General features: G+C 62.9%; 35 protein-coding genes. 33 read left to right on the top strand and 2 right to left on the bottom strand.

The features are described 5' to 3' along the window. Positions 1–16 precede the first annotated feature (16 nt). Entirely contained in the window at positions 17–1288 is a 1272-nt protein-coding gene (locus ACP93_RS14220) for a glycoside hydrolase family 5 protein (RefSeq protein WP_048491322.1), read from the bottom strand. 335 nt (positions 1289–1623) lie between these two features. Here ACP93_RS14220 and ilvD point away from each other — a divergent pair, with 335 nt between their 5' ends. From ilvD to acpA, 33 genes are all read left to right on the top strand, one after another. Then, complete coding sequence (gene ilvD / locus ACP93_RS14215; RefSeq protein ID WP_048491321.1) at positions 1624–3462, top strand: dihydroxy-acid dehydratase; 1839 nt, start codon at positions 1624–1626, stop codon at positions 3460–3462. 643 nt (positions 3463–4105) lie between these two features. Beyond that, positions 4106–4480, top strand: a complete 375-nt coding sequence (locus ACP93_RS14210; protein WP_053069765.1) for a hypothetical protein — start codon at positions 4106–4108, stop codon at positions 4478–4480. Between the two features lie 87 nt (positions 4481–4567). Further along, the gene (locus ACP93_RS22060; protein ID WP_131721649.1) at positions 4568–4846 is read left to right on the top strand and encodes a hypothetical protein; all 279 of its coding nucleotides are present in this window, start codon (positions 4568–4570) and stop codon (positions 4844–4846) included. Between the two features lie 113 nt (positions 4847–4959). Then, positions 4960–5328 (top strand): hypothetical protein, encoded by a 369-nt coding sequence (locus ACP93_RS21835; RefSeq protein ID WP_131721648.1) that lies wholly within the window; start codon positions 4960–4962, stop codon positions 5326–5328. A gap of 79 nt (positions 5329–5407) precedes the next feature. Beyond that, positions 5408–5848 (top strand): hypothetical protein, encoded by a 441-nt coding sequence (locus ACP93_RS21830; protein WP_157862435.1) that lies wholly within the window; start codon positions 5408–5410, stop codon positions 5846–5848. A gap of 441 nt (positions 5849–6289) precedes the next feature. After that, entirely contained in the window at positions 6290–6754 is a 465-nt protein-coding gene (locus ACP93_RS14195) for a DUF4265 domain-containing protein (RefSeq protein ID WP_048491319.1), read from the top strand. A gap of 186 nt (positions 6755–6940) precedes the next feature. Next, positions 6941–7375, top strand: a complete 435-nt coding sequence (locus ACP93_RS14190; RefSeq protein ID WP_053069764.1) for a hypothetical protein — start codon at positions 6941–6943, stop codon at positions 7373–7375. Between the two features lie 714 nt (positions 7376–8089). Beyond that, a complete protein-coding gene (locus tag ACP93_RS21825; RefSeq protein WP_131721646.1) occupies positions 8090–8575 on the top strand; it encodes a hypothetical protein in 486 nt (161 codons plus the stop codon). Between the two features lie 226 nt (positions 8576–8801). After that, entirely contained in the window at positions 8802–9062 is a 261-nt protein-coding gene (locus ACP93_RS14185; protein WP_131721645.1) for a hypothetical protein, read from the top strand. A 1-nt stretch (position 9063) separates the two neighbouring features. Next, positions 9064–9450: a hypothetical protein gene (locus tag ACP93_RS14180; protein ID WP_048491317.1), complete on the top strand. Its 387-nt coding sequence runs from the start codon at positions 9064–9066 to the stop codon at positions 9448–9450. Between the two features lie 69 nt (positions 9451–9519). After that, positions 9520–9960 carry an OmpA family protein gene (locus tag ACP93_RS21225; protein ID WP_082143482.1) on the top strand — a complete coding sequence of 147 codons (441 nt, stop codon included), beginning with the start codon at positions 9520–9522 and terminating at the stop codon, positions 9958–9960. Positions 9961–10102: 142 nt separating this feature from the next. Continuing rightward, on the top strand, positions 10103–10408 hold the full coding sequence (locus ACP93_RS14175; protein ID WP_048491316.1) for a hypothetical protein: 306 nt from the start codon (positions 10103–10105) through the stop codon (positions 10406–10408). Between the two features lie 426 nt (positions 10409–10834). Then, positions 10835–11203 carry a hypothetical protein gene (locus ACP93_RS21820; protein ID WP_131721644.1) on the top strand — a complete coding sequence of 123 codons (369 nt, stop codon included), beginning with the start codon at positions 10835–10837 and terminating at the stop codon, positions 11201–11203. 970 nt (positions 11204–12173) lie between these two features. Continuing rightward, positions 12174–12695, top strand: a complete 522-nt coding sequence (locus ACP93_RS21815; RefSeq protein ID WP_131721643.1) for a hypothetical protein — start codon at positions 12174–12176, stop codon at positions 12693–12695. 163 nt (positions 12696–12858) lie between these two features. Further along, positions 12859–13053 carry a hypothetical protein gene (locus ACP93_RS14165; protein WP_048491314.1) on the top strand — a complete coding sequence of 65 codons (195 nt, stop codon included), beginning with the start codon at positions 12859–12861 and terminating at the stop codon, positions 13051–13053. 204 nt (positions 13054–13257) lie between these two features. Then, positions 13258–13620: a hypothetical protein gene (locus ACP93_RS14160; RefSeq protein WP_048491313.1), complete on the top strand. Its 363-nt coding sequence runs from the start codon at positions 13258–13260 to the stop codon at positions 13618–13620. Beyond that, on the top strand, positions 13620–13940 hold the full coding sequence (locus ACP93_RS14155) for a hypothetical protein (RefSeq protein WP_048491336.1): 321 nt from the start codon (positions 13620–13622) through the stop codon (positions 13938–13940). Before ACP93_RS14160 ends, ACP93_RS14155 begins: the two co-directional genes overlap by 1 nt. Before the next feature lie 214 nt (positions 13941–14154). Then, on the top strand, positions 14155–14376 hold the full coding sequence (locus tag ACP93_RS21810) for a hypothetical protein (protein WP_131721642.1): 222 nt from the start codon (positions 14155–14157) through the stop codon (positions 14374–14376). Between the two features lie 130 nt (positions 14377–14506). After that, entirely contained in the window at positions 14507–14794 is a 288-nt protein-coding gene (locus tag ACP93_RS14150) for a DUF2489 domain-containing protein (protein WP_131721641.1), read from the top strand. Between the two features lie 68 nt (positions 14795–14862). Continuing rightward, positions 14863–15207: a hypothetical protein gene (locus ACP93_RS14145; RefSeq protein WP_204243694.1), complete on the top strand. Its 345-nt coding sequence runs from the start codon at positions 14863–14865 to the stop codon at positions 15205–15207. Then, on the top strand, positions 15204–15617 hold the full coding sequence (locus ACP93_RS14140; RefSeq protein WP_228136051.1) for a hypothetical protein: 414 nt from the start codon (positions 15204–15206) through the stop codon (positions 15615–15617). The genes ACP93_RS14145 and ACP93_RS14140 overlap by 4 nt, the downstream gene beginning before the upstream one ends. 41 nt (positions 15618–15658) lie before the next feature. Beyond that, positions 15659–16198, top strand: coding sequence for a biosynthetic peptidoglycan transglycosylase (locus ACP93_RS14135; RefSeq protein ID WP_048491309.1), 540 nt, complete (start codon positions 15659–15661; stop codon positions 16196–16198). A gap of 90 nt (positions 16199–16288) precedes the next feature. Further along, positions 16289–16825 (top strand): hypothetical protein, encoded by a 537-nt coding sequence (locus ACP93_RS14130; RefSeq protein WP_228136050.1) that lies wholly within the window; start codon positions 16289–16291, stop codon positions 16823–16825. A gap of 244 nt (positions 16826–17069) precedes the next feature. Next, positions 17070–17303 (top strand): DUF1161 domain-containing protein, encoded by a 234-nt coding sequence (locus tag ACP93_RS14125; RefSeq protein ID WP_053069762.1) that lies wholly within the window; start codon positions 17070–17072, stop codon positions 17301–17303. Positions 17304–17376: 73 nt separating this feature from the next. Then, on the top strand, positions 17377–17679 hold the full coding sequence (locus tag ACP93_RS14120) for a hypothetical protein (RefSeq protein WP_048491308.1): 303 nt from the start codon (positions 17377–17379) through the stop codon (positions 17677–17679). A 282-nt stretch (positions 17680–17961) separates the two neighbouring features. Next, positions 17962–18330, top strand: coding sequence for a cyclic-phosphate processing receiver domain-containing protein (locus ACP93_RS21220; protein ID WP_082143481.1), 369 nt, complete (start codon positions 17962–17964; stop codon positions 18328–18330). Positions 18331–18371: 41 nt separating this feature from the next. Beyond that, entirely contained in the window at positions 18372–18668 is a 297-nt protein-coding gene (locus ACP93_RS22330; RefSeq protein WP_048491307.1) for a DUF2695 domain-containing protein, read from the top strand. Between the two features lie 15 nt (positions 18669–18683). Further along, positions 18684–18977, top strand: a complete 294-nt coding sequence (locus tag ACP93_RS21215; RefSeq protein ID WP_082143480.1) for a hypothetical protein — start codon at positions 18684–18686, stop codon at positions 18975–18977. A gap of 31 nt (positions 18978–19008) precedes the next feature. Continuing rightward, a complete protein-coding gene (locus tag ACP93_RS14110; protein WP_048491306.1) occupies positions 19009–19347 on the top strand; it encodes a hypothetical protein in 339 nt (112 codons plus the stop codon). Further along, complete coding sequence (locus ACP93_RS14105) at positions 19344–19733, top strand: VOC family protein (protein WP_048491305.1); 390 nt, start codon at positions 19344–19346, stop codon at positions 19731–19733. The genes ACP93_RS14110 and ACP93_RS14105 overlap by 4 nt, the downstream gene beginning before the upstream one ends. A 259-nt stretch (positions 19734–19992) precedes the next feature. Continuing rightward, positions 19993–20991 carry an AI-2E family transporter gene (locus tag ACP93_RS14100; protein WP_048491333.1) on the top strand — a complete coding sequence of 333 codons (999 nt, stop codon included), beginning with the start codon at positions 19993–19995 and terminating at the stop codon, positions 20989–20991. Between the two features lie 38 nt (positions 20992–21029). Beyond that, the gene (locus ACP93_RS14095; protein ID WP_048491304.1) at positions 21030–21320 is read left to right on the top strand and encodes a hypothetical protein; all 291 of its coding nucleotides are present in this window, start codon (positions 21030–21032) and stop codon (positions 21318–21320) included. 163 nt (positions 21321–21483) lie between these two features. Further along, positions 21484–23196: an acid phosphatase gene (acpA, locus tag ACP93_RS14090; RefSeq protein ID WP_048491303.1), complete on the top strand. Its 1713-nt coding sequence runs from the start codon at positions 21484–21486 to the stop codon at positions 23194–23196. Between the two features lie 96 nt (positions 23197–23292). On the opposite strand, the gene ACP93_RS14085 is transcribed toward acpA, so the two are convergent. Beyond that, positions 23293–24600, bottom strand: coding sequence for an MFS transporter (locus tag ACP93_RS14085; RefSeq protein ID WP_048491302.1), 1308 nt, complete (start codon positions 24598–24600; stop codon positions 23293–23295). Positions 24601–24950: the final 350 nt, after the last annotated feature.

Raw genomic sequence — 24950 nt, 5'->3', positions numbered from 1 at the left:
GGCACCCACGCGTGGATCAGCTCGTCGGCGGCGGCGGCACGTAGCTGGACAGGCGCGCGTCGAAGTATGGCTGCACCGCGGCGATGTTGGACTTGACCTGGATGTCCATGCCCACGTCCCGGCCCATGCCCAGCACGTCGTTGTCCGGCCAGCCAGGCCCGAAGCACCATTGCGTGCTCGGGATGTTATTGGCCTGCAGGTGCGCGAGCATGCGCCTGGTCGCCAATTCCGCGCTGGCGTTGCCGGCCGGATAGCCGTGCTCGCCGAGAAAGCCGCGCTTGCCTCTGTGTGCCAGCCAGTCGATGAACGGCGTGACCATGTCGATACCGGTGTCCGGCGCAACGGATTCATTGGGATTCGCCCAGGCACCGCCTCCGCGGCCCTCGTTGTCCAGATAGTTGTGCGCCTCGTAGACGATGCGGTCGTACGGGTCGGGGATCGTGTCGAGGTTGTTGGACACCTGGTCCCACAGGCGCGCGCTGGCGTACTCGTTGCCGCAGACGAACACGTAATGCGACCGGTCGAAATCGAAGATGCGCGCCGCGGTGGCGGTGGCGGTGCGCAGCCAGTGGTCGGCCATCACCAGCTTGCTGCCGTCGGCGTTATATTCCGGCCCCTCGTAGGGTTCGTTCATCAGGCCCCAGCCGAAGATCGCCGGATGCGCGCGGAAGCGCTGCACGATGCGGCTCCACAGATCCGGCAGGCCGGCGGCGTTGTACAGCGTGCAGCCCGGCGTGCCGATCACGCGGTACTCGTAGAGCTTGAGCAGGTTGTCGGCAGGATCGAAGTAGGCCAGGTACAGGAACCTGCCCTTGCGGTAGGTCCCGTTCCACACCGATTGGTCGGCCGGATCGGTGACCGCGCGGCCGTCCGGCCCGATCAGCTGGCCGGACCCATCGCGCCGATAGCCGGACTTGCTCGCCACCTTGATCGGCAGGCGCATGTAGTCGTGCAACTCCAGAATCGCCACCTTGCCGCGCTGCGCGAGCCGATTCAGCACTTTCTCGACCTGGTCGCAGTACGTGGCGTTGAGCGGCATGCCCTGGCCGGTGCTGAAGCGTGCGGCAGTGGTCGGCAGGCGGAACAGCGGGCAGGCGCCGGCGGCGGCGATGTGCTGGTCGCTGATGTCGCGGTAGTTCCTGTCGATGATGGCGTTGTCGACGAAGTTGTTGGACGCCAGCCCGGACAGGTTGAGGCCGGCGAACGGCAGCGTGCCCGCGGCGCGGGCCTGGCCGCCGAGGCCCCACAGCGCGGCGCCGGCGGCGATGCCGACGCCGGCACGCAGCACGCTGCGGCGGCCCGGATCGGCCGGAGTGGAGGCAAGGGACGGGGTGGGAGAGGAAACAGCGGAAGACGACGAACGCACATGCCGGAGCATGGACACCTCCTGTGGTCATGATGGGCGAGCCGGGCCTACGCCCCCTGACGCACCGGCCACCGCAGTCTGCCAAGCGCACGCGGGCGGGTCTGCGACCCGCTTCGCACTCCCGGCCGGCGCGCGGCGGCACCAGCCTGCGTGCTAACGTGGTCGGCCCACCGGTTGGGCGCCCAGGACGGTTGCAGCAGCAACGATCCGATCGCGCCACCATCGCCAGCCTCCCCGCCCGCACGTTCGCTGCTCCCATGCCCGACTATCGCTCCAAGACCTCCACCCACGGCCGCAACATGGCCGGCGCCCGCGCGCTGTGGCGCGCCACCGGCATGCAGGACGCCGACTTCCACAAGCCGATCATCGCCATCGCCAATTCCTTCACCCAGTTCGTGCCCGGCCACGTGCACCTGAAGGATCTCGGGCAGCTGGTCGCACGCGAGATCGAGCGCGTCGGCGGCGTGGCCAAGGAGTTCGACACCATCGCCGTGGACGACGGCATCGCCATGGGCCACGACGGCATGCTGTACTCGCTGCCCAGCCGCGAGATCATCGCCGACTCGGTCGAGTACATGGTCAACGCGCACTGTGCCGACGCGCTGGTGTGCATCTCCAACTGCGACAAGATCACCCCCGGCATGCTGATGGCCGCGCTGCGCCTCAACATTCCCACCGTGTTCGTCTCCGGCGGGCCGATGGAAGCCGGCAAGACCAAGCTCGCCGACCACAACCTGGACCTGATCGACGCGATGGTGATCGCCGCCGATCCCACCGCCTCCGACGAGAAGGTCGCCGCCTTCGAGCGCAGCGCCTGCCCCACCTGCGGCTCCTGCTCGGGCATGTTCACCGCCAACTCGATGAACTGCCTGACCGAAGCGCTGGGCCTGGCCCTGCCCGGCAACGGCACCGTGGTCGCCACCCACGCCGACCGCGAGCAACTGTTCCTCAAGGCCGGCCGCACCGCGGTGGAACTGTGCCACCGCTGGTACGGCGCCGAAGACCCGCGCGCGTTGCCGCGCGGCATCGCCACCTTCGAGGCGTTCGAGAACGCGATGACCCTGGACATCGCGATGGGTGGCTCCACCAACACCATCCTGCACCTGCTCGCCGCCGCGCAGGAAGCCGAAGTGCCGTTCACCCTGCGCGACATCGACCGCCTGTCCAAGCGCGTGCCGCAGCTGTGCAAGGTGGCGCCGAACACGCAGAAGTACCACATCGAGGACGTACACCGCGCCGGCGGCATCGTCGCCATTCTCGGCGAACTGGCGCGCGGCGGCCTGCTGCATACCGACCAGGCCACCGTGCACAGCCGCAGCCTGGCCGAGGCCATCGCGCAGTGGGACATCACCCAGAGCGACGACCCCGCCGTGCGGACCTTCTACCAGGCCGGGCCGGCCGGCATCCCCACCCAGGTCGCCTTCAGCCAGGCCACGCGCTGGCCGAGCCTGGATGCCGACCGCGCCACCGGCTGCATCCGCGACGTCGCCCACGCCTACTCGCAGGAAGGCGGCCTGGCGGTGCTCTACGGCAACATCGCCGAAGACGGCTGCGTGGTGAAGACCGCGGGCGTGGACGAGTCCATCCACGTGTTCGAGGGCACCGCCAAGGTGTTCGAAAGCCAGGACGCCGCGGTCAAGGGCATCCTCGCCGACGAAGTGAAAGCGGGCGACGTGGTGGTGATCCGCTACGAAGGCCCCAAGGGCGGCCCCGGCATGCAGGAAATGCTTTACCCCACCTCGTACCTGAAGTCCAAGGGCCTGGGCAAGCAATGCGCCCTGCTCACCGACGGCCGTTTCTCCGGCGGCACCTCCGGCCTGTCGATCGGCCACGCCTCGCCAGAAGCCGCCGCCGGTGGCGCCATCGGCCTGGTCCGCGACGGCGACCGCATTCGTATCGACATTCCTCAGCGCCGCATCGACCTGTTGGCCTCGGACGCGGAATTGGCCACGCGCCGCGCCGCGCAGGACGCGCAGGGCTGGAAACCGGTGGAGGTGCGCCCGCGTAAGGTCAGTACGGCGTTGAAGGCGTATGCGCTGCTGGCAACGAGTGCGGACAAGGGGGCGGTGCGGGACAAGGCGATGCTGGATGGGTGAGGTGTTGTCATGGGGACCGCGCGGCTCCACGGTCTCCATGGCGCTTTGGCATCGCACTGTGGGAGGGACTTCAGTCCCGACGCGTGACCGCAAACGCCTAGCACTGGGTTGCTCTTCTTGATACTGGCGCCGCTCCCAGCCTATCTAGCTGACTGCGTATGCCAGACGTCCCACGCCCCACGCATAGGCGTATAGAAACCTGGTGCATCATCGCTTTTAAGCAATCAATAGTAGTTAGGTCGCAGTGGACAGAAGTTTGACAAAATGTGATGAATGCGGGGGCCAATACGTTGTGTACGGCTTCAAGTATGACGTTGCTCTGTCCAGAGTGCTCTCATGTCTTATATGGCGCCTCCAAAGTGCTCACATGAATTCATTTCAGGGCACTGCGTCATCTGCGGCTGGGATGGCTCCAGATCACCATACATTCAATCCATACTCCGCTAATCTCCCTTGCCGGCCTAGCAGTTAAATCAAGCCGGAGCCACTTAGCGGCTCGGCTCAGTTCAAATGTTAGGACATATGGAAACAACCGAACACGTCGAGATAATACAGAACTGACCACAGCCACGCTGGGCCGCAGTGTGGCCTAACAATTCATTCAATTCGCAACCCGGCTTAATTAAAGCATTAGGACTCAAGAATGATCAAAGTCTTTTTAGCCTCAATCTTTCTGTTCATCGCGCTACCGGCAATGGCACAGTCCGCTTCTGATTTCGCCCAGGCCAATGCGCTCGCGGATGCGCAGTGGAAGCGTCGACATGATGAAACCTCGAAGTACGCTGACGCCTGGGCCGCCTTCAACAACGCACAGCACCTCGACGAGCGCGATGGCTGCTACTTCAAGGCGCAAGGTGAGTTAACTCAAGTTCTGGAGATCGACGCCACTGGGAAGGTAGCTGGCTATTACACCGATCGAGAGAATGCGCGCTCTCAATGCTGGCGAGTAACGTATCTGGGACTGGTCTTCCCCAAGCCTCCGTTCGCGCCTTATTGGCATAAGCTGGTGATGCATTGACACCTAACAAGTCGTTCAATGCGAAGCCGCTTCGCAGCTCGGCTCAATTCAGACGTTAGGCTGCTCAAGAGCCACCAAGGCCACTCAATGACAGAAAAAACTGCACGCGACACTTGGGTCTTTCTTCTACTGCTCCAACGTATCGGCTCGCTCGTGTTTATGATTGGAACAGCCGCATTTCCTGGCTACGTTCTCTATCGCCATGGCCTTAGCGTGCTCCCTGTCCATGATCGCGGCGGTAACGTCATTGGCCATGCCAACTATTTCCTCTTGTCGCTGGTCATGTCAGCCTTTGCGCTACTTATTTGCTTGCTTTGCTACAAGGCTGCACGGAAAGGGCTGCAGCAGGTCAGGAGTGGCAAGTGAGCTGTACCGGCAAACAGCCCAACAATTCATTCGAGCCAAAGCCGCTTCGCGGCGCGGCATGACTGAGGCGTTAGATACGAAGTTCAATCCTAGGCGTATGAGACCACTACAACATGGATGATTCTGAAGAGTACTCAAGCCGCGAAGAATTCCTAGATTTACTGTGGAGCGAAATCATCAATTCGTCGATGCAGGAATCCTGGATCGATAATTCAATTAATACATCGCAGAATCATCCCAATGGTCCATTCGGGGACGTCGGCCCTGCCCTGGAACGATTGCTTTCTTTGGGAGCATCGAGACGCGACCTGTCCCTCCTTTATCGCATGGCATCCTATGAGGCCGTATTCGACACGCTCTATAAAATGGCGGATCCAGGGATCAAACCAGATGACGCGGCCATGCTTTTTGAGGACCTGCTTGGATCGGATCCATCGGGTTTGGACGCCGGGCCTGGTTCAGCGCCGGCGAAGGACGCCTAACAATCGATGCAAATCTTCCGCACCACTTGCCGCGACAGGCTAACGCTTGCCCTCCAACAAACGCCGATTACCGCAGCACATGCCTCCATTCGATCAACTTGTCAGTGACGTTCGCGGCTTGCTTGGCTTGGTCATGGACGTCAAGGTGTTGAGAACCCGCGTTTCTGCAGATACCGCGATCTTGGAGATTGTGAGTGATAGCCCGAGCGCGACACTCGCAGTCCAGTTGCTTTGTGCGGCTGCAAATGTGTCCTTTGAGCCCAATGTCAGTTCCGATGATTCCGTCCTCTCCGGCATGGCTGCCTGGGATATCGCGGCCGATACTCGAGGATTCGACCCAGTTCAGCATGGCTACCTGCAGTTGCTGGCCATCCATCTCGTCTGGCATCTCCATGACAGCGGCGTGATGCCTGCGCAGGCGGCAAATGCGCTCTTGGACATGTGGCATGGTGGCCGGGTTGGCGCCCAACAAGCTAATCGAGACGGCGCCGCTTTGGGGCGAGGACCACATAAGGATTGAGCGCCAATGGCAGACATCACGACAGCGAAAGCCATGTTGAGGCGCTACCCTCTGACGCTACTCGCAGTCATTTTGATCTGCACGTCCTGCGCCTCGCAACCGAGGGTTGACGCAGCGCACTGCAAAGCTCAGGGCGGACGCATACAGGGCGTCGGCCTGTTCGCTACGCCGGCCTGCGTCGTCCCCTTTTCGGATGGCGGAATGGAGTGCCAGGACAGCCGGGAATGCAAGGGGGTGTGCAAGGCGTCACCGGGTGCCAAGCTTGGAGCCAAGGCCAGTGGAACATGCCAAGCAGATACGCACGATGTCTATGGCTGCTACAACGAGGTCAAGGCCGGAACGGTTGTGGCTGGCATGTGTTTCGACTAACCATGGACGCTCTGACGATGCATTCGAGCCGAAATCACTTCCCGGTCCGGTTCAATCCAGGAGTCAAGCCTCATGAGCACTGATCCGACTGCCAAGGTGTTGTTTCGTGTCCCAGACGGTGAGGGCGGGGTCACGATTGAGACGCTTTGGGCCTTTCCGCTCGGCGATGACCGATATAAGCTGGACAACTCGCCCTTCTATGCTTACGGCGTCTCTTGGCAGGACACGGTCTTTGCGCCCATTGATCCCCAAGAGGACATGCCCACGTTCCATGCGGTGATGGCGAAGTCCGGTAATCGCACTATACGAATCATCCTGGATCCACCCGTTGCGCCTGGCAATCACTCTGACCAAGTGCTCCGGGGTCTGGTAGCGCTCGGTTGCAGCTATGAGGGCGCGAATTCCAAGTACTTCTCGCTCAACATACCACCCACCATCGATTTGCAGGCGGTGCGCTCATACCTTATCCAGCACGACACCCAGTGGGAGTACGCGGATCCAACTTATGCTTCGTTGTTCCCCGATGACGCATCATGACTCGCTCATCCCGATGCGGCGTTATGGCGCGACTCAGGCATGTATCAGGGACCTATGAAGCTGCAACTCAAGGCGCAAGATTGCTCGAACCATGATCCTACCGAGACATGGCAGCCGGCCGATCCTGAAACAACTCCCCCAGCCGGCGCCGCTTCGTAGCATCCCGCGACTCTCATGCTAGGTGGCATGCTGACTTCCTGCGATCTTCAAGGCGTTGATGCCGCATGGCTTGCCATTGACGCCGTCGGCCACGTCGCACTTTTTACGACAGCGGGTGAGGGACCGATCCCGGCTACAGCCCTCGCCTCACTAGAGACTGCCGAGGAGCTGATCCTGGCATTGCCGGAAACGTCACGCGTGGAACTGCGCGTCACGCTTCCTCGGCCAGACGACTTCATTGCATTTTCCAAGCGCGGCGTCTTTGCCTACGACTGGTCGGACATCCATCGCATCGCTCGGCAAGCCTTGGGCGGATATGAACTGCAAAGCCTCCCGAAGACACCACTGCACCTGTCCGATCTGCCCGAGTCGCTACGCACCCTGGCTGCAGCGACCCAAGTCTCCGGCGTAGTATTTGGCAGATCCATCATGGTGCCGGGCGATCTGCTTGTCACCGAATAATCCAGTCAAGCCGACAACGCCTCGCGACTTGGCCTAGCGCAGGGTTTGGGCTGCATGAACTGCAATGTCGCCCCTTTAATTTGCGACTAGAATGGCGCCGTCCGTGGCGCCGTTGATCGCATGCGTGACGCTGGCACAGACATCCCTACTTCCATTCCGGACGGGATAACCTTCAGCGCTCCTTGGCGTTGCACACTCAATGGTGGGATTTCGCACTTTAACCATGAACAAATTCGCGTCGTTTGGGTTGATTGCCATGACTACAATGGCTAGTCCATCTTGCAGCACTACTCCAAGGATAGCTGGCGGGTCTCATGATGCGTTCGAGCGCAGTCACGCGGCTGTCGTTGCATCGCTCTCCCCTGAAGATCGGATGCGATTCTCTCTGGCAGAGCTGATCGTCCTATCACGCAAGGGATGCCTCACCTCGAAATCGTCTGCCAGCCAGCCATTGATCAAAGAGATTCTGGGTGGGCAAGCGGACTTGGCCTCATGTCGTAAGGAGTTGAATGGACTCTCCTTCAAGGACATCATGACCATGGCATACCCTGATGGGGAGCCAAGACCCAAGGCCTCGACCTGTGGCATGCTGCATACCTGACGGCCGCGCTGGGGAGTGCGGCCAAAGCTTCACCACCTTCTGGCACCATCGACCGACCACACATTCAAGCTGACGCCTCTCGGTGGCGCGTCTTGATAGGTATTCAATAGAAGATGAAAGTTCCCATTGCTGCAGGCAACCTGCTTCTCGCAATGCTTGTTAACGGTACCGCCACTGCGGGCGAGCCAGATCCTCTCTGCTTACCAGTGAAGCAATTCGTCGCTTCCGTGAGTGCGGGCGAGATCCACGAGCTCGCTTTCCACACGTACTGGGGTAGCAATTTCAAAACCGAGAACGAAACTGCGATCTCCGCCAAGAACTGCCTGCATCAGGGTTACGGCCCAGCCAAACCAGCCTGCCAGGCTCTCATGGATCATGGCGCCGTTGAATTTTCGAACACGAACGCAGAGCGCGTGGTGACGCGCCTTGTCCCAAGCAATCACTGGAGAAAGCATGTTCACCTGGAGCAAGGTGCGCTGTCTCTTCAATACGGCACGGACAGCCGCGGCGCCAACATCACCGTAAGCCATGAGATAGATGAAGAGATGGGTGGAATGGTCTTGCGGTTGCGTGCGGCCGGCTACTACGTCGCTACCTGAAGAGTGGCCATGCGAGCGCGCCAACGCCCCCCCCCGGCAGCGCTGCCAGCTGTTCGCCCTTGTCGCCCAGTAATTCACTTAGGTCAGATTGGCCCTGCCCCGCTACATAACGCACACGCTTGGCCTTACCGCAATGTCCAACCGAATACCGAAACTGACACTTCTGATGTTCTTGTTCTTCACTGCGTACTTGGCTGTGCTTGTGCTTCTTGGTCAGGAGCGCGCAATGGATTGGGGCCTCAGCGAAGATGAGATGTACCCGCATGAGATCATCATGTCCTTTGTCTTGGCTGGTGGCGGTACCGCAACGTGGCTGCTGGGGCTGTATCGCGCACATCTTGCCGGCAGCTGGCGTTGGTTCTTAGCCTGCCTGTTCCTCTGGCCAGTCGCGTTCGTGTACACATTGTTCTTCAACACGGGCCGCAAGGCTGACGGATCGCCCCAACCGCCACGTCTGGCCGGGCGTAACTCTGGCGTTGAGCGTTAACATGAGACATCTGCTGCTCTCTACCATCCTTTCCGGCTGTGCGTTGGGTTGCGGCGTCGCGTTCGCGGCTACAGCGCCCACCAGTCCCCTTGTTAGCACCTGGGTGCTCTGCGAGGACCCGGATGGCGCCCCGAAAGACTCGCTCGAATTCTTTACCGAAGGCTATGGCTTTAGCCGGCGGCCCTCTGCCGTAATGGCGCCCGTCCTGTATAAGGAGTCCAACGGGCAGGTCCTGCTCGCGGTGAACGCACGAGGCGATCTGATCACTGTGCGCCTTAGCGTGCCGCCGGACCACAGCCGCCTAAAATTCAAGAGCGAGCGAACCGGCAATGTGGCGTACTACGTTCGCGCCGGCACCGAGCAAAGTGCGGGCTGCACAGCGAAGTAGCTCTGCTTTTCACGATACGTAAAAACCCGCTCGACGACTCGGCGCAGCTTAACTCACGTGATCGGCCCCATGCTCAGATTCATCTGCCTCCTGCCATTGGCGGCCCTGCTTGCAGGGCATTCGACCACGGCACTTGGCTCCTCTCTCGACCTCTATGGCGTCTTTTTCAAATCCGGCCATCCTCTCAAGGGTGAGACGATCGAAGAGGCTGTGACCGACGCGGATCAAATCGCCAACGTGAATCGCTCTGTCGATCTTATCAAGCGCTACCCGTCGGTTAGGTTCGAGATTGCGGGCCATACGGATCAGTCCGAGTGCTCCGGCCAGGAATGTCACGCTCTGGCTCAACGGCGGGCGCTGTTTCTGTACAGGTTCCTGCTTGCTGCTGGTGTAGATCCTCTATGCGTCATTGCGCTAACCGAATACGGATCTACGCGTCCGATCGCGGGCAAGCCTGTGGATAGCTGGCGTAATCAGCGGGCCGAACTAAACGTGGACATTGAGCCGTGATGAGCTTTACCCTGACTACTAACAGTTCATTCCAGCCGCCGTCGCTTCGCAGCGCAGCTTAGGTGCCGAGTCTGTCGCGAATGCTTCCTCCAAACTCGAAGTCTCTAGCAACGCAAGGCCTCTCGGGAAAGTCATGCCATTAATGAGTTATTTGCCTCTGGTGCTTTTCGCTGCCGTCATGGCAAGCGATTGGTTGCTGACCAGGAGGATTCGCAACGCCTTGGATTCAGAGCGGTTAAAGCTCGCCGGCTTCGAGCGCTTTCGCTCCGGCGGCTCGCCTCTCGGGATTGCCCTTAACCTCCTCCATTTATGGAAAATACCCACCTCCAATGATTCTTCGGATCCGGAGTACCTTGCAATCCGTCTGCACTGCCGCGTCCATCAAGCGCTAGTCGGATTGCTGGCCATCAGCATCATCGCACTGGTTCTTCGCGGGGCCGCGCCCTAAATTTGGTACAAGCCCCCATGAGGCAGTTCACGACATTAGTTTTCGCATCTGCATTGTTCGCGCTGGCTGCTTGCTCCGCTCACAAGCCGGTTCGGACCGCGGCAGACAATCCGTATCTCGCGGAGCCACCTGTCTGCGATATCAAGGCCTACGCTGCGAAGTTCGGCGAGGACTCGCCTCGGATATGCATCGCACGCATTGTTGCGAAGCGCTGCAACAGGACCGACTCTTGCCAATTCATATGCCAAATCAGCGGTGAGTGGGATCACATCGGAGGCGGTTGCGACCATATGTGCAACTATGGGGAAATGTTTGACCTCCCGCCTGGCACTGATGTGTGCAGCGCAAAGAAGTGATCCCCAACCGTTCATTCGATCCGATGGCGCTTCGCAGTGCGACTGAACTTAGGCCGTAGAGGAACAGGACGTGGACTGGCGCTATTCGTTCTTTACAGCGGAGCAAGGGCTTCTCGGGATCTTTCCGCTCACGGTGGCACTTATTGTTCTTGCGCTAGCGGCGTCACCGGGTCGCAGAGTCATTGCCTGCGCTCCATGCCTGTTTGCCTTGGCCGGTTTCGCCGCCTGCTGCTTGGCTGCTGGCCTGCCGCACGTGGAGAACTGGACGCTAGTCGATTACCTTCCGCTCTTCAGTCTGTTGTTGACCCTGGCGTTGTTCGTCCCCTCAACGTGGGCTCTGCGGCGCCGCTGGCTAGGCATCGTCCATGCACTATCGCTCGCGGGCGCGCTGCTCTCGTTCTTTGTTGCATCCATGGCGATCTCCCACGACTGGCTATAGGCGCCCATCTGACAGCATATCCAGGCCGAAGCCGCTTCGTGTGGCGGCTTAGGGCCAGGCCTCAGCGTGCGTCGCGGCGTCCGTGATCGGCAAGCCGCGTGGTGCTTCGAGGTGCTGCTCCGGGACGGAGCTTCCCTTATCCACCATCGGATCGCCGGCTGCCTTGTCCACCAGCGTCGTTGCTCCGGTCTGCTCGTTGCCTACACTTCGGGTCCGTCCGGCAACCAGCAACCTCCTTGCGCATCGACGCTGGGATATGTGGCATGCTCGGCTCTCGGCGGCGTGCTACGACGCCTGGCCCGTGCTTCGTCACTTCCCGGCCCGCCCCTCCTTCACGCCCCTTCGCGGTTTAATTCAAAGATCAGGGCACAGATGAAGCGAGTTCGCGGTTTCAGTGATGTCCTTCTCGCGAGTCTCATCGCACTGGTTGCCTGCGCTCTCGTTTGGTTCGCAGGATTCGTGGTGTGGGGTACCGTCTCGACCTGGCCGCGAACGGACTGGCTGCTGCTACTGACCATCTCCGGAGTCGTCGTGTTTTACGGACTCGTTGTGGCGCTTCCGGTCCTGGTCATCTTCGCCGCGCCTGCATATGCCTTGCTCTTGCGAGCTGGACGTGCGTCATATGCCACGGCCGCAGTCATCGGCGTCGTCCCCGGCGTCGTGCTGCTTTGTTTCAACGCGAGGTCGGGACTCGCAGCCGTGATGACCGGCGTTGTTGTTTCGATCGCAACGCACCAATCGTGTGGAGTAGGCCCTGGCGACTTGTCCAGGCCGGGCTCACTTCGCGGCCGGACGTGATTCAGGCAGTACGCGCTGATGGAACACTCCTTGACGGGGCTTGTTGCAGGCATGATCCTCATCGCCATTCTGAGGACTGGCTGGGTTCATCGCATGAATTGAACAGCGGCCAACAGTTGCTTGGGCCGAAGTCACTTCGGCCGGGCTCTGTCTTTTCACCAGGGGGAAATAAATGAGATTTTTGATACCTGCGTTATTGTTGTTCGCGGCTTTTTCGGCTGATGCCGCGGGTTTTGGCCCGTGGCGCTTCGGCATGTCGGCGGAAGAAATTCGAGCAGTCGAAAGTAACGGTCCATATCGCGAATTCTCCAATGGCGATCTGGAGACTTACAACGCCGACTTTGGCGGGACGCGTCAGAACGCCCAGTTCTACCTCAAGGAAGGCCACCTCTGGCGAGTCGCCCTCCGCGTGTATGAAGGAACCGATCTTTCCAAGGCCACTCGCGTCTGGGCACAGACACACACCACCTTGAAGACACTACACGGCCCGCTGGAAACGCCTGACCTTTCTGGCGAAACGCTGGAAGCGCTCGCGGCGTCTGCCGAAGCCGTCGTTGCCCATGGTGGCAAGGCTCAAATGGCCCCAGTCTCACAACCGGTTGGCACGTTCGTCTTTAGTTCATTCAACGCCTTGACGCATGAGGGCGTGACGTACTACATGGTCACGGTCAACTATGACCAGGCTTCTCCCTAGCAAGCGGTTCAAGCCGATGTTGATCCACTCCTTGGCTTAACGCAGTTTAGGCAGCACACCAAACAATGCCGTACTTCACAGACATGCTGTCAGGCGGTGGAGTCGAGTTTTCATTTGATGGCGATGATCGATGAAACGACGAAGCATCTGCATCGGAATCAGCATGCTGCCCTTGTTCTTCCTGGCGACCGGCTACCTTACCGCGTGGTTGTCGCTGGCCACATGCGCGGATACGAGCTTTCGGGAAGCAAGAAGCAAAGGCGTCAGTGGCCGCGACATACTCGGCAACAAGGTCGTTCCGACGCGCGAGGATGTGGCCGCGTCCATCGCAGGCCCGTTCCTGGTCAAGACCCTATGACCTGCCATCCGACCTGCATGGGACGATCCACATCAGGCGGTATGTCGCACTGCCTTGGAGCGCAGTTGCTTACGCGTCGGAAGTGATTCGCTTGGTGGACGCAACCCTAGCCCCTGCAGATGCATCCCGCAGGGTCGCACAAGCCAGCTCCGACGTGCAGCATGGGATACTGTCCTTGCGAGAAATCAAACGGGAACCTGCCACATGAACTCTATCCTCGTCCTTGCAATCGCCGTCGGCAGTTGGCTTTCGCTCCCCGGCGGCTCATGGACGCCGAATACTGAGGATGTCGCCGCAGCCAGGCAGCAACTCGAGCCGTATGTGACGCGCCAAGCGTCCATCGGCAAGATGCGGCTTCCCGACTGGAGCAGTTATACCTTCCAATACCAGGGCCAGACGTTTCGTGGTGACAAGGTCATCCTGATCAATGCGTTCTGTAGCACTCCACCCGCGACGGCTGCCACCGACATGGTCGTGGTCTTCGATGGCGGGCCATGCTACTTCACTGCACGCTGGGATCCTGCCGAGAAGATCTTCCTGAATGTCGTCTTCAACGGGCACGCATGATGGCAACCAAGGATTCGATCGACTGCCCACCGGGTGATCTTGAAGCAGGTGAACCACTGCTGGTGAGCTGTGGCCCCCATGGCGAACGGATCGCCAGCGTGGTCTGCCGACATCTGCTCAACGGCCAGTCGGCTCCCGCAGGATTCATCGAGAACCGCAGCGATCCCAACGACCTTCAGGCATGGTGCCATGCCTGCGAGGAGATGTTCATGGCCGAAGGTGACATGACCGAGGCCTTCAGAGCGTTCAACGACATGACGCTGGTCTGCGTCGACTGCTATGCCCAGGCAAAGGCGCGACATCATATCCCGGCGAATTGAAGCACTCGCGCGATTCGGCAGTGGGCTAGGCCGGCGCATCGATGAAAGCGATCCGGTCGACCATGCACCCAAGCCGATTCACGCCCTCATTGCGTCGAGCCAAACCGCTTGGCTCCGAAGACGTTCTAGCGGCAAAGGAAGTCGGTCCGGCACACGACCCAATCGGAGTAGTGCCCTAATGCGGAGGATCACGGAAACGGATGCGAGGTTACTCATGCGGTTCAAGCATGCCTGCCTGGCATCCTGGTGCGTGGTGGCAGCTTCCGGCGTGTCGGCGTGGGCAGCAGCGGCGTTCGGATTTCGCACTCTGGCGGCAGCGCTGCATCTGCTGATGTGGATCGGTGGCGCTGCGTTCGTGCTGTGCTGCCCACTGCTGATGAGCTCGGTTCTTGTATTGATATTTTGCAATGCGGCAAAACGCGATCGACCGCCTTGAGCAGCATCATAGCCTGCCAGACGGGCGTCTCCGCTCGCGCATTCCATCCCCAGCCATCTTCCACCGAACGTCCCCCATGCAGACACATCCGCCCCATCATGACAATGTGCAAGCCTGCCGGACGCAGGCAGTGGAACTCGCCGCCGGTATCGTGGCCGGCTCGATTCCGCTGCTGGATGGCTGCCGCCGCCTGGCCGCCCTTGGCCATCGCGTCGGTGTTTCCGACGATGACCCTGACTTTCGGATGTTCTCGCTGATCGAGTCGGAAACGGATGCGCTCCCCATCGGGCCGATCCGCAAGGAATGGGCGCCCGACGCCCTGGCGGAATTGGCCCCTGAACTGCTTCGCGCAGACGCCTGGGCCAGGCCGATGGCCCTGTGTGCCTGCCAGTCCGTGATTGCGCGGTTCGGGCCATGAGCCAGGCGACAGTCGCTCGTGGCATGATGTCGCATCCCCTCCTATCAACACATGCTCCAATGCAATCGGTGAGCTTTGCACTGCGTCTGGCAATGAGCGCGAGCATCCTGATTGCAACCATGCCGTCAGCGCATGCGTCGGCGGAGTTGGAGCAGGCTTGGCTGTCCCTGATCCGCAAGACGCTTCCCCCGTCCTGCCATGCAGAGAAGCTGGCCGTGGACGGCACCGTCAGCGGCAATAATGGCTTGCGCCAGGAACGGTGGCGCATGGATACCTGCCGAGGGGAGGCGAGCTACATGGTCGCCTACTATCCACCCGCCGCGTTTCCGAACCGCCAAAGCCCGTTCAAGATCACCAGGATCGATACCGGAGCCGTATCGACCGTCCACCGGGCTGCGGCGGACAGTCGTTGAACTCCACTTCCACCACGCACCTCGCACATGCCCGCATGAACTGGAAAGCGATCCTTGCCTACACCGCACTGCTGTTCCTTTTTCAGTGCGGCACTGGCATTGCCAGCGGGTTCTTCGACCCTCTTGAATGGATCAATGCCTGGAACCTTCTCTCGTTCCTGCTAGGCGCCGCGCTGTTCGCACACATGTCGCGACGAGTGACGCAGCACCGCCTCGCGCATGCCTGCCTCATCCTGGTCATCTACGCCGGCTTCGCCGACGTGGTCGCAGCGCTGTTGCCGCCAGACATGACGGACGAACCGACCCTGTTTGTCATTCTCGAATGGGTGCAATTGCTCGCTTCCGCCGGCCTCGGCTTGTTCGTTGGCTGGCTGTTCCAGCGCAGGCCCGAGCAACGCCAGCTACTGTAGGCGTATGCATTTCAATGCCACTCGATGGCGGGTGAGTGCTCATGGTCAAGATCGTCCACTATCTTAGAAGAGGGGTAGCGATCCTCATCCTGGCGATGCTCCTGGCATTGATCGCCTACGATGTGCTCGCCGTCCGTCCACATCTGGCTCGAATTCGCGCTCTGCTCTCCCAGGCCGATCCAGAAGACGCTTATCCTCCCGAAGCGATCCGCAGACTGATCGACGCGAATGTGGGCTCGCCGTCTCCGCATGCGGTCCGCCTGGTGACGTCCCTCGTTTCGTCGGATCTGACGCAAGGACAATCGCAGATGCACGAAACGCTTTGGCGCATGCTGTTGCCGATGCACATCGACAGGTCGCAGATGTACGGCATTTACTGCAGCCTTTCTTACAATGGTCTGAACCAGGGACTGAGTAGCTTTGCCAATCGAGAGTTCGGCAAGCCGCTCAGTCAGCTCTCACCAATGCAGGCGGCGACTACCGTTGCAATCACCCATGCCCCTACGCTCTACTTGAGAGACCGCAACAGGCTGGACCAGCGCGCTCGGGCGCTACTGGTGAAGTCCCAGCATCCGCGTTAGCCTTCCAAGATGTCGCAGGAAGGCGACGCCATCGGTATCCGCGCCGATATCCCTCTGACAGGATCCTCCCCAACGGGATTGGCACAAGGAATGAAGAAGACCCTGGCATGTATCGCGATGACAGCGACCCTGGCGAGCCTGCCGCTCGCAGCACCGGCGTCTGAGCCAGTGCCATCCATCACCCAAGCAACCCTGCAGGACTCCGAGAGCGAGTACCAACACAGCCCGCTCTGCGGCAAGGAAGAACTCACCCTGTGGACGTGCCAGACACGGAAGCGTGTGTTTTCGCTGTGCTCGTCGAAGGCGGTCAACCGGACCTCGGGCTACCTGCAGTATCGGGCCTCGGAGGGCGGCAAGCTGGTGCTGCAGTACCCTGCCGAGAAGAAGCCGCCCACGGGGCTGTTTACCTACCGTTCGTTCTTGAACGGCAATGCATCGATCGAATTCAGTAACGGCGGCTACCGCTACAGCTTGTTCGATCCACTCAGGTCAGGCTCGTCGATTCTTGTCTCGCAATTGGAAACGTCGGGCAAGGACACGGAAATCGCGTGCGGCCCCAACCAGACGCTACAGCTCAATTACACAATGCGGCTGATGTACGACTCAGGCGTCTGGGCCGACCCCTGAATGCGATGCAGCGTGGCTCGCTCCACCTCGCCAGCGCGTCGTTTGGTGGGCTGGTGTGTGGATCGCCAGAGAGTTCGACGCCCCTCGCGATTGATGCTACGAGCAACTTGCTACACTCCAAGCGGGTGCCCATGTCTCACCAATCGCTCATCGCAGGCAAATATTCGGTTTCGCCGCCAAGTCCCAGTGCCGCCGTTTGCTTTCGCCGAAAGGTCCCTTCCTTCAGTCAATTATCGGTCCCATCATGAAATACGCAATCGCCTTCCTGTTGCTTGCCCTCGTTTCGTCGCCGGCGCTTGCCGGCAAGAACTGCGATGAGTTGAAGGCAGAGCTCACCGCGAAACTCGATGCCCACGGCGTCAAGGACTACACGCTGGACGTGGTCGACAACGCCGATGTCAAGGACCGCAAGGTCATTGGCAGTTGTGAGGCGGGACGCAAGAAGATCGTGTACAGCAAGAACAAGCCGTCGACGTAAGCGACAGGAGCTGTTACGTCATGCATGCAACGTGGACGCGAGGCATTGTCCTCGCGCGTCGAAGGAGCGTGCCATGCAGGTAGTGGATCACGCGCCTCATGCCTGGTTCCTCCTGCGCGACGGCGACACGCTGCTACTCGACGTCAACTGTAGCCATGGCCCGGTCGGTTATACGTGGACAATGGCGCTGACAGCCCAGGAAGTTGCGCAGTACCGCGCGCTCGGGCGTGATTTCATCGCGCAGCTCGCCGAGCGCGTGCAGTCGACCGCGCCGGGAGTATTGGGCAATCGGTCCCCGTATCTGGTTCGCAAGGCGGATGCCGAGACCCGAAAGCGTGTCACCCTGGCCATCAAGGCCTGCATCAAGCGCTACTGACCGTCCGACGTGGTCTGTCTGGGAATCGATGTGGTCTTGCTGCTCGTGCCAAGCGCACTGCACAAGCAATGCCAGGCCATCGGCCGACGCGCCCCACCGGCATTGCCAGCGCACGCCACCGCGTATCGCGGCCGCCTCGCTCCGGCATGACCGACGCGACATGGGACCAAGCAGAGACCAAGTGCGGCGAGAACCAGCCGCGCACTGCGCGCTTCGATGTAGTAGGTTCATTGTATTCGGGTCGAGAGGCAGACCCACCACATCTGAAATGGCGCAATCGCGATGCGGGTATTCCTGGATGACGAGCGAGAAACACCCGCAGGCTGGACCAGAGCGTACTGGCCGGATGAGGTTATTGCGCTATTGAAGACTGGAAGGGTGAAAGAACTTAGCCTTGACCACGATCTAGGCGACGATTCGCGCGGAACAGGGTATGACGTGGTGCTCTGGATCGAGCAGGCGGTGGCACTTCGGTCCTTCGTTCCGCCAAGGATGCACGTCCATTCTGCAAACACTTCGGCGAGAGATAAGATGCGCCTTGGCATCGCGTCGATCGAGCGAATGGCGACTGAGAACAGGCGCCTGGCCAGTCGCGATGCAATCGACGTGCAGGATCCCGGCACCTCAGGCGGCACGCTTCGCGCCCCTTGATTTTTGTTCCGCGCCATTGTTTTCTCCCAGCGACAGCGACAATGACAGAAGACCCGAAATCCCATCGTCGCAAAGCGCTCCACGCGACGGCGAAGCCCGAGCAGCGCGCTTCTAAAGAGGCAGCCCTTCCGCTCCCCAAGGAAACGCTCTGGGCGTTGTTTGATTACTTGAACGAGGCGCTCGCCGATGGCTGCGATCATTCCTTGCGGCTCACCACGCAATTCCTCGCTTCTCGCGATGTCGTTCCGGAGGCGGTCATTCCGTGGCTCGGTGCGCACGGCGGCTTCTGCGATTGTGAGGTGCTTTTCAATGTCGAGGAGCGCTGGGGCAAACTGTGAACGGACATCTGCCTGATGCATGACCTGTCGCATCACTTCCTGGCCGATCTGCAGCTGCATCCTGCGCAGCCAGGAAGCAAGGCGACTGCACTCGTCTCCGGCCAGTGGTGCGCCATTCTCTGCATCGGTCAGCAACGGTGGTTGGCCCGCCTCACCTTCACCGGCAGCCCGTCGCCCTGCGATACGTTCCGGGCAGCGGTACAGCTGTTGATGCCTGAGGCAATTGCATGTTTCCCGGCAGGCGCTGATTTCACGCTCTGGGCGAACGGCAACGAGGGGACAAGCCACGTGGTCTCGGGCACGGCCTGACTAGCACTGGGAACCCACAAAGAATCCTCCCATGCACGTCGAGATCACCCACCACGTGGATGCCAGCGAGCCCGACGACGAGTACGGCTACTCCTACGTCTATACCCTCTATCGCTTCAGTGACGGCCGCGATCGGTTGCTGGCGCGCAGCTACGACGACGAGGCGGATCAGGCGCATTTCCTGAACATCGAAGTGGACGGACACGTGCGATTGATGATCGACGCTGACCTGCGCCATCCGCTGCTGCTGGCCGCCGCGGCGTACCTGGCCGAGGCCGGCAAGCGTAGACTGCGCTGGCTGAGCGGCCGCGGCGACGGTTACGAGCCACTGCCCGGGCAGCCCACCATCGGACCAGCGGAGGCTCCATGAAGCGCGTCACCGGGATTGGCGGCATCTTCTTCAAGGCACAGGATCCGGCCGCGCTGCAGGCCTGGTATCAGCGGCATCTCGGCATCGACGTGCAGGCCTGGGGCGGCACCGCCTTCGCCTGGAACGACGACAGCGGCGTGCCGGTGATCGGCTCCACCGTCTGGTCGATCGGCGCGGCGGCAGAGGAGCCGCACTTCTCGCCCGGCACGGCGCCCTTCATGATCAATTACCGGGTGCACGATCTGCATGCGCTGGTCGCGGCACTGCGCGAGGAAGGCTGCCACGTGCTGGACCGCATCGACGAATCCGAATACGGCGCCTTCGCCTGGGTCATCGATCCGGAAGGCAACAAGGTGGAGCTCTGGCAGCCGCCCGCCGGGCAGTAGCGCCGGCCGGTACCGCTGGACGCCCGACCAAAGGGCGTCGAAACCGCCCAGCACGCGGCGCCCGCCGGCATCGCTCGTGGGTGTCGACCGGAGGAGGCGCGCCACCGACCAGCGGCACACGATCTTCGCTCGCCCTGCACTGCCCTATCACTACTGTCCGCGCTCATTGTCCTGATCGGGATCCGCGCCACCGATGAATGCCTCCCTCCCGAGTTCCCCCTCGCCCCTGCGTCCCTTCGCGGCGCGGGTGCTGGTCGTCATGGCGCTGGGCGCGCTGGCGCTGCTGGCCTGGCAGTTGTCGGAGCTGCTGCTGATCGTGTTCGGCGCGGTGGTGGTGGGCGTGCTGCTGCACGGGCTGGCCACGCTGTTGCGCAAGTGGTTGCCGCTGCCGGAGTGGGCAGCGCTGGCGCTGGTGATCCTGGTGCTGGTGCTGGCGCTGGCGGCGATCGTGCTGCTGTTCGGTGCCGAGGTCGCCGCGCAGATCGACACCTTCCGCGCCACCTTGCCGGCGGCCTGGAACAAGTTCCATGCCTGGCTGCAGTCCGGCCCGCTGGGGCCGCAGATCGAGCGCATCCCCGACCAGTTGCGCGACGGCGCCTCGACCCTGGCCACGCACGCCGGCGCCATCGTGCTGTCGGCCGGCGGCGGCGTCACCGATGCGGTGCTGATGATGGTCGGAGGGCTGTATCTGGCCGCACAGCCGCGGCTGTATCGGCAGGGCCTGCTGCACCTGCTGCCGCGCGACCGCCGCGGCGTCGCCGACGAGGCGCTGACCGCCAGCGGCCAGGCGCTGCGTGCGTGGTTGACCGGGCAGTTGCTGGCGATGGCGGTGATCGGCACCCTGACCGGCATCGGTCTGTGGCTGCTGGGCGTGCCGGTGGCGCTGGGCATCGGCCTGTTGACCGCGCTGCTCGACTTCATCCCCATCGTCGGCCCGATCGTGGCCGCGGTCCCGGCGATCCTGCTGGGCTTCACCGTCAGCCCGCAGGTGGCGCTGGGCGCGCTGCTGCTGTTCGTGGTGCTGCAGCAACTCGAGGGCCATGTCCTGCAGCCGCTGATCCAGGCGCGTGCGGTGGACCTGCCGCCGGCGCTGCTGCTGTTCTCGCTGTTCGGCATCGGCGTGCTGTTCGGGCCGATGGGCGTGGTGCTGGCGGCGCCGCTCACCGTGGTGCTCTACGTGCTGGTCAAGCGCCTGTACGTGCAGCACGCGCTGGGCGATGCCGAGGGCGCGGATGGAGCTGGAAAGCCCGCCGCCTGACCTGCGGCGTGTGATCCCACCCCGACCCGCGCGCCGCGATGCCCACCGATCCGCAGGACCCGCAAACCGACTTGGCCGAGACCTTGCACGGTGCCGCCGCGTACAACGACAAGGGCTACGCCTGGCTCGGGCACGACGCCCAGCAGATCGCCGACATGCAGCAGCGGTTCCAGACGCAACTGACGGAACTGGCCGCGCGCCTGGGCGAGGCGCGGCTCGGCCCGGCGCTGAGCGCCGCCATCGCCAGCGGCGCGGCCGCGTGCGATGGCTCGGGCGTCTATGTGGCGTTGTGCGAGCAGCTATTCGGCAGCACGCGGGTGCGCCGCTGAGAGGTCGCTTCGGGCGCCGCCGGCCGCATCGTCTTCCAGAATCCCAGCAGCATCGCCTGCGATACGGCCGCTGAACGCCGGCCCGGCATCGGGACCGGCTGGCTTTGACTTGTCATTCACGCGGCCCACACTGGCGGGTGCCTTTCCCTCACCCGATGACCCCGTGAAGAAGCCGCCCCAGGATCCCGCGTCCACCACGCCCGCCGACACCGACACCACCCCCGAAAACCCGCAACGCCGGCGCCTGCTCGGCGGCCTGGCGCTGGCCGGCAGCGCCCTGGCGCTCGGCGGCCCCGCCGAGGCCCACGCCGAGAGCGCCAAGCGCGCGCCGGCGCGTGCGCTGTCGCCGACGGAACTGGATCGGCAACTGCGACAGAAGATCGAGCACGTGGTGGTGATCTACGCCGAGAACCGCAGCTTCAACAACCTGTTCCCCGAGTTCCCCGGGCTGCAGCAGCCGCTGTCCAAGGTGACGCCGGCGCAGGCGCGGCAGGTGGACCGCGACGGCAGCGTGCTCGACATCCTGCCGCCGATCTGGGGCGGGCTGGCGCCGGACGAACAGGTGGTGGCGCACCGCCGCTACAAGATCGGCGAGGACGCGATCGGGCCGCTGCCCAACGCGCCGTTCGCGCTGCGCACGCCCGATGGCCAACTGCTGCCGCACGGCATCGTGACCCGCGATCTGGTGCATCGCTTCTACGAGAACCAGATGCAGATCAACGGCGGCCGCAACGACGGCTTCGCCGCGTGGAGCGACGCCGGCGGCCTGGTGATGGGCCACTACGCCGATGCGCCGGCCACGCTGCGGCTGTGGAGCCTGGCCCGCGACTACACACTGTGCGACAACTTCTTCATGGGCGCGTTCGGCGGCTCGTTCCTCAACCATCAGTACCTGATCGCCGCGCAGGCGCCGTACTACCCCAAGGCCGACAGCAGCCCGGGGCGGACGCAGATCAGCGTGCTGGCCAGCGACCGCGCCGACGAGATCCGCCTGGCGGTGCAGGACGATTCGCCGGGCACCGCGCTCAACGGCCGGCCGCGCTTCGTGCGCAACGGCGCGCTGACCCCGGACTTCTGGGCGATCAATACCCTGAGCCCGCCGTTCCAGCCCAGTACCAGCCAGGACCCGACGCGCCCGGACTACGCCGACCCCAACAGCCCCAACACGCTGCCGGCGCAGACCCACCGCCACATCGGCGACGCGCTCGACGCCAAGGGTGTGGACTGGGCCTGGTACGCCGGCGGCTGGGCGCTGGCGGTGCAGGGCAAGGGCGACACCGGCGACACCAGCGAGTTCCCGGGCAGCCCCAACTTCCAGATCCACCACCAGCCGTTCAACTACTTCGCCAACCTCGCCCCCGGCACGCCGGCGCGGGCGCGCCGGCTGCGCGACGGCGGCCTGGGCGACAGCGCCCCGGAGAACCGTTTCCTCGCCGACGTGCAGGCCGGCACGCTGCCGCCGGTGACGTTCTACAAGCCGCAGGGCAACCTCAACATGCACGCCGGCTATTCCGACGTGGCCGCCGGCGATCGCCACATCGCGATGGTGGTGGACGCGCTGCGCAACAGCCCGCTGTGGGACAAGACCGTCGTGTTCATCACCTTCGACGAGAACGGCGGCTGGTGGGATCACGTGGCGCCGCCCAAGGCCGACCGCTGGGGCCCGGGCTCGCGCATCCCGGCACTGGTGGTGTCGCCGCACGCCAAGCGCGGCCACGTCGACCACAGCGTCTACGACACCGGCTCGATCCTGCGCTTCATCACCCGCCGCTTCGGCCTGGCGCCGTTGCCGGGCCTGATCGAACGCGAACGCGCGATGCACGCGGCCAGCGGCGTGGTGCCGGGCGACCTCACGGCCGCGCTGGATCTGGGTTAGACCGCGCCCGTTGCGCAGACCGCGCTCCTGCCGCCCGGCCTGCGCGCAGGGCGCGACGGACTGCCGTCGCCCTGCCCGCCTCGACGCAACGCGAGATCAGTCGGCCTGGAACGTGCCGGTGCCGCGCTGGCGACGGAACAGCAAGAAGGTGCAGGCCAGGCCGATCAGCGCTGCCAGCGACAGCCACAGCGCCGGCGCCGCGCGGCTATGGGTGACGTGGATCAGCCAGGTGGACACCGCCGGGGTGAAGCCGCCCATCGTCGCGGTAGCCAGGCTGTAGGCCAGCGAGAAACCGGTGGTGCGGACCTCCGCCGGCATCACCTCGGTCAGCGCCACCACCATCGCGCCGTTGTAGGCGCCGTACAGCAGCGACAGCCACTCGCCGGCCAGCAGCAGCCGCGCGAACGAGGGCGCGTCGACCAGCCATTGCAGCGCCGGCCACACCGTCAGCAACATGGCCACGCTGGCGAACACCAGCAGCGGCTTGCGGCCGATGCGGTCGCTCAGCGCGCCCATCACCGGCAGCCACACGAAATTGGACAGGCCGATGCAGCCGGTCACCACCAGGCTGTCCAGCTCGCTCAGGTGCAGCTCGGTGCGGCCGTAGGTCGGCATGTAGGCGGTGATCAGGTAGAACGACACGGTGGTCATCATCACCATGCCCACGCCGGCCAGGATCAGCCCGACATTGGCGCGCAGCGAGCGTGCGATGCCGGCCAGGTCCGGCGCCTGGCGCGCGGCGAACTCGGGGGTTTCCTGCAGCGAGCGGCGGATCAGGAAGATCAGCGGCACGATCAGGCTGCCGATGGCGAACGGTACGCGCCAGCCCCAGCTGTCCATCACGCTGTCGGACAGCAGCGCATGCAGGGCCACGCCGAGCGCAGCGGCGAACACCACCGCCACCTGCTGGCTGGCCGACTGCCAAGCCACGTAGAAGCCGCGCCGGCCCGGCGTGGCGATCTCGGCCAGATACACCGACACGCCACCCAGCTCGGCGCCTGCGGAGAAGCCCTGCAGCAGGCGGCCGAGCAGCACCAGCAACGGTGCCAGCACGCCGATGGTGCCGTAGCCGGGGACGAAGGCGATCAGCAGCACGCCCGCCGACATCAGCCCCAGGGTCAGGATCAGGCCCTTGCGGCGCCCGTGCCGGTCGATGTAGCCGCCCAGCACCAGTGCGCCGATCGGCCGCATCAGGAAGCCGGCGCCGAACGTGGCCAGCGACAGCATCAGCGAGGCGAAGGCGCTGTGCGACGGGAAGAACGCATGGCCGATGGCCGTGGCATAGAAGCCATAGACCATGAAGTCGTACATCTCGAGGAAGTTGCCGGTGACCACGCGAAACACGGCGGCGGCGCCGTGCGGCGCGGCATCGGCGGCAGCTGGGGGCGTAGCGGAAGCGGTCATCGATCGAAGTCTGCTGGAGAAGAAAAGGCGCCGCCTTGCGATGTGGTGCGACATCGGGGGCGGCGCGCGTGGCAACGGTACAACACGTGGGGTGCGGATGCCGCCATGGAACTGCGCGCCGCTACGTGCGGGTTAATGCACGGCGGTCCGAGGCCGCGGCTCGGCGCGGCCGGTGGTGCCACCGGAATGCACCGCGACGCCTGTCGCTGATGTGGCCAGGCGCCGATATCAGTGTCGATCCACCGAGTGCGTCCGCACTCGGCGCGCTGGCGCAGGCGCCTTCGAAACAGCCAGCACGCGCAGCTCGCGACGGTGCCACCACGCCCGAGCAGGTAGCCTGCACGCTGGTC

Origin of the sequence: Xanthomonas sp. NCPPB 1128, assembly GCF_001043115.1 — a bacterium.
Lineage (GTDB): Bacteria > Pseudomonadota > Gammaproteobacteria > Xanthomonadales > Xanthomonadaceae > Xanthomonas_A.
Note: the sequence above shows the minus strand (reverse complement) of the source record. Positions and strands in the feature narration are given on the sequence as shown.

Excerpts from the sequence above, each read along its gene's own strand:
- ilvD (WP_048491321.1), top strand. The coding sequence starts at position 1,624 with ATGCCCGACTATCGCTCCAAGACCTCCACCCACGGCCGCAACATGGCC.
- ACP93_RS14210 (WP_053069765.1), top strand. The coding sequence starts at position 4,106 with ATGATCAAAGTCTTTTTAGCCTCAATCTTTCTGTTCATCGCGCTACCG.
- ACP93_RS22060 (WP_131721649.1), top strand. The coding sequence starts at position 4,568 with ATGACAGAAAAAACTGCACGCGACACTTGGGTCTTTCTTCTACTGCTC.
- ACP93_RS21835 (WP_131721648.1), top strand. The coding sequence starts at position 4,960 with ATGGATGATTCTGAAGAGTACTCAAGCCGCGAAGAATTCCTAGATTTA.
- ACP93_RS21830 (WP_157862435.1), top strand. The coding sequence starts at position 5,408 with ATGCCTCCATTCGATCAACTTGTCAGTGACGTTCGCGGCTTGCTTGGC.
- ACP93_RS14195 (WP_048491319.1), top strand. The coding sequence starts at position 6,290 with ATGAGCACTGATCCGACTGCCAAGGTGTTGTTTCGTGTCCCAGACGGT.
- ACP93_RS14190 (WP_053069764.1), top strand. The coding sequence starts at position 6,941 with ATGCTGACTTCCTGCGATCTTCAAGGCGTTGATGCCGCATGGCTTGCC.
- ACP93_RS21825 (WP_131721646.1), top strand. The coding sequence starts at position 8,090 with ATGAAAGTTCCCATTGCTGCAGGCAACCTGCTTCTCGCAATGCTTGTT.
- ACP93_RS14185 (WP_131721645.1), top strand. The coding sequence starts at position 8,802 with ATGGATTGGGGCCTCAGCGAAGATGAGATGTACCCGCATGAGATCATC.
- ACP93_RS14180 (WP_048491317.1), top strand. The coding sequence starts at position 9,064 with ATGAGACATCTGCTGCTCTCTACCATCCTTTCCGGCTGTGCGTTGGGT.
- ACP93_RS21225 (WP_082143482.1), top strand. The coding sequence starts at position 9,520 with ATGCTCAGATTCATCTGCCTCCTGCCATTGGCGGCCCTGCTTGCAGGG.
- ACP93_RS14175 (WP_048491316.1), top strand. The coding sequence starts at position 10,103 with ATGAGTTATTTGCCTCTGGTGCTTTTCGCTGCCGTCATGGCAAGCGAT.
- ACP93_RS21815 (WP_131721643.1), top strand. The coding sequence starts at position 12,174 with ATGAGATTTTTGATACCTGCGTTATTGTTGTTCGCGGCTTTTTCGGCT.
- ACP93_RS14165 (WP_048491314.1), top strand. The coding sequence starts at position 12,859 with ATGCTGCCCTTGTTCTTCCTGGCGACCGGCTACCTTACCGCGTGGTTG.
- ACP93_RS14160 (WP_048491313.1), top strand. The coding sequence starts at position 13,258 with ATGAACTCTATCCTCGTCCTTGCAATCGCCGTCGGCAGTTGGCTTTCG.
- ACP93_RS14155 (WP_048491336.1), top strand. The coding sequence starts at position 13,620 with ATGGCAACCAAGGATTCGATCGACTGCCCACCGGGTGATCTTGAAGCA.
- ACP93_RS21810 (WP_131721642.1), top strand. The coding sequence starts at position 14,155 with ATGCGGTTCAAGCATGCCTGCCTGGCATCCTGGTGCGTGGTGGCAGCT.
- ACP93_RS14135 (WP_048491309.1), top strand. The coding sequence starts at position 15,659 with ATGGTCAAGATCGTCCACTATCTTAGAAGAGGGGTAGCGATCCTCATC.
- ACP93_RS14130 (WP_228136050.1), top strand. The coding sequence starts at position 16,289 with ATGAAGAAGACCCTGGCATGTATCGCGATGACAGCGACCCTGGCGAGC.
- ACP93_RS14125 (WP_053069762.1), top strand. The coding sequence starts at position 17,070 with ATGAAATACGCAATCGCCTTCCTGTTGCTTGCCCTCGTTTCGTCGCCG.
- ACP93_RS14120 (WP_048491308.1), top strand. The coding sequence starts at position 17,377 with ATGCAGGTAGTGGATCACGCGCCTCATGCCTGGTTCCTCCTGCGCGAC.
- ACP93_RS21220 (WP_082143481.1), top strand. The coding sequence starts at position 17,962 with ATGCGGGTATTCCTGGATGACGAGCGAGAAACACCCGCAGGCTGGACC.
- ACP93_RS22330 (WP_048491307.1), top strand. The coding sequence starts at position 18,372 with ATGACAGAAGACCCGAAATCCCATCGTCGCAAAGCGCTCCACGCGACG.
- ACP93_RS21215 (WP_082143480.1), top strand. The coding sequence starts at position 18,684 with ATGCATGACCTGTCGCATCACTTCCTGGCCGATCTGCAGCTGCATCCT.
- ACP93_RS14110 (WP_048491306.1), top strand. The coding sequence starts at position 19,009 with ATGCACGTCGAGATCACCCACCACGTGGATGCCAGCGAGCCCGACGAC.
- ACP93_RS14105 (WP_048491305.1), top strand. The coding sequence starts at position 19,344 with ATGAAGCGCGTCACCGGGATTGGCGGCATCTTCTTCAAGGCACAGGAT.
- ACP93_RS14100 (WP_048491333.1), top strand. The coding sequence starts at position 19,993 with ATGGCGCTGGGCGCGCTGGCGCTGCTGGCCTGGCAGTTGTCGGAGCTG.
- ACP93_RS14095 (WP_048491304.1), top strand. The coding sequence starts at position 21,030 with ATGCCCACCGATCCGCAGGACCCGCAAACCGACTTGGCCGAGACCTTG.
- ACP93_RS14085 (WP_048491302.1), bottom strand. The coding sequence starts at position 24,600 with ATGACCGCTTCCGCTACGCCCCCAGCTGCCGCCGATGCCGCGCCGCAC.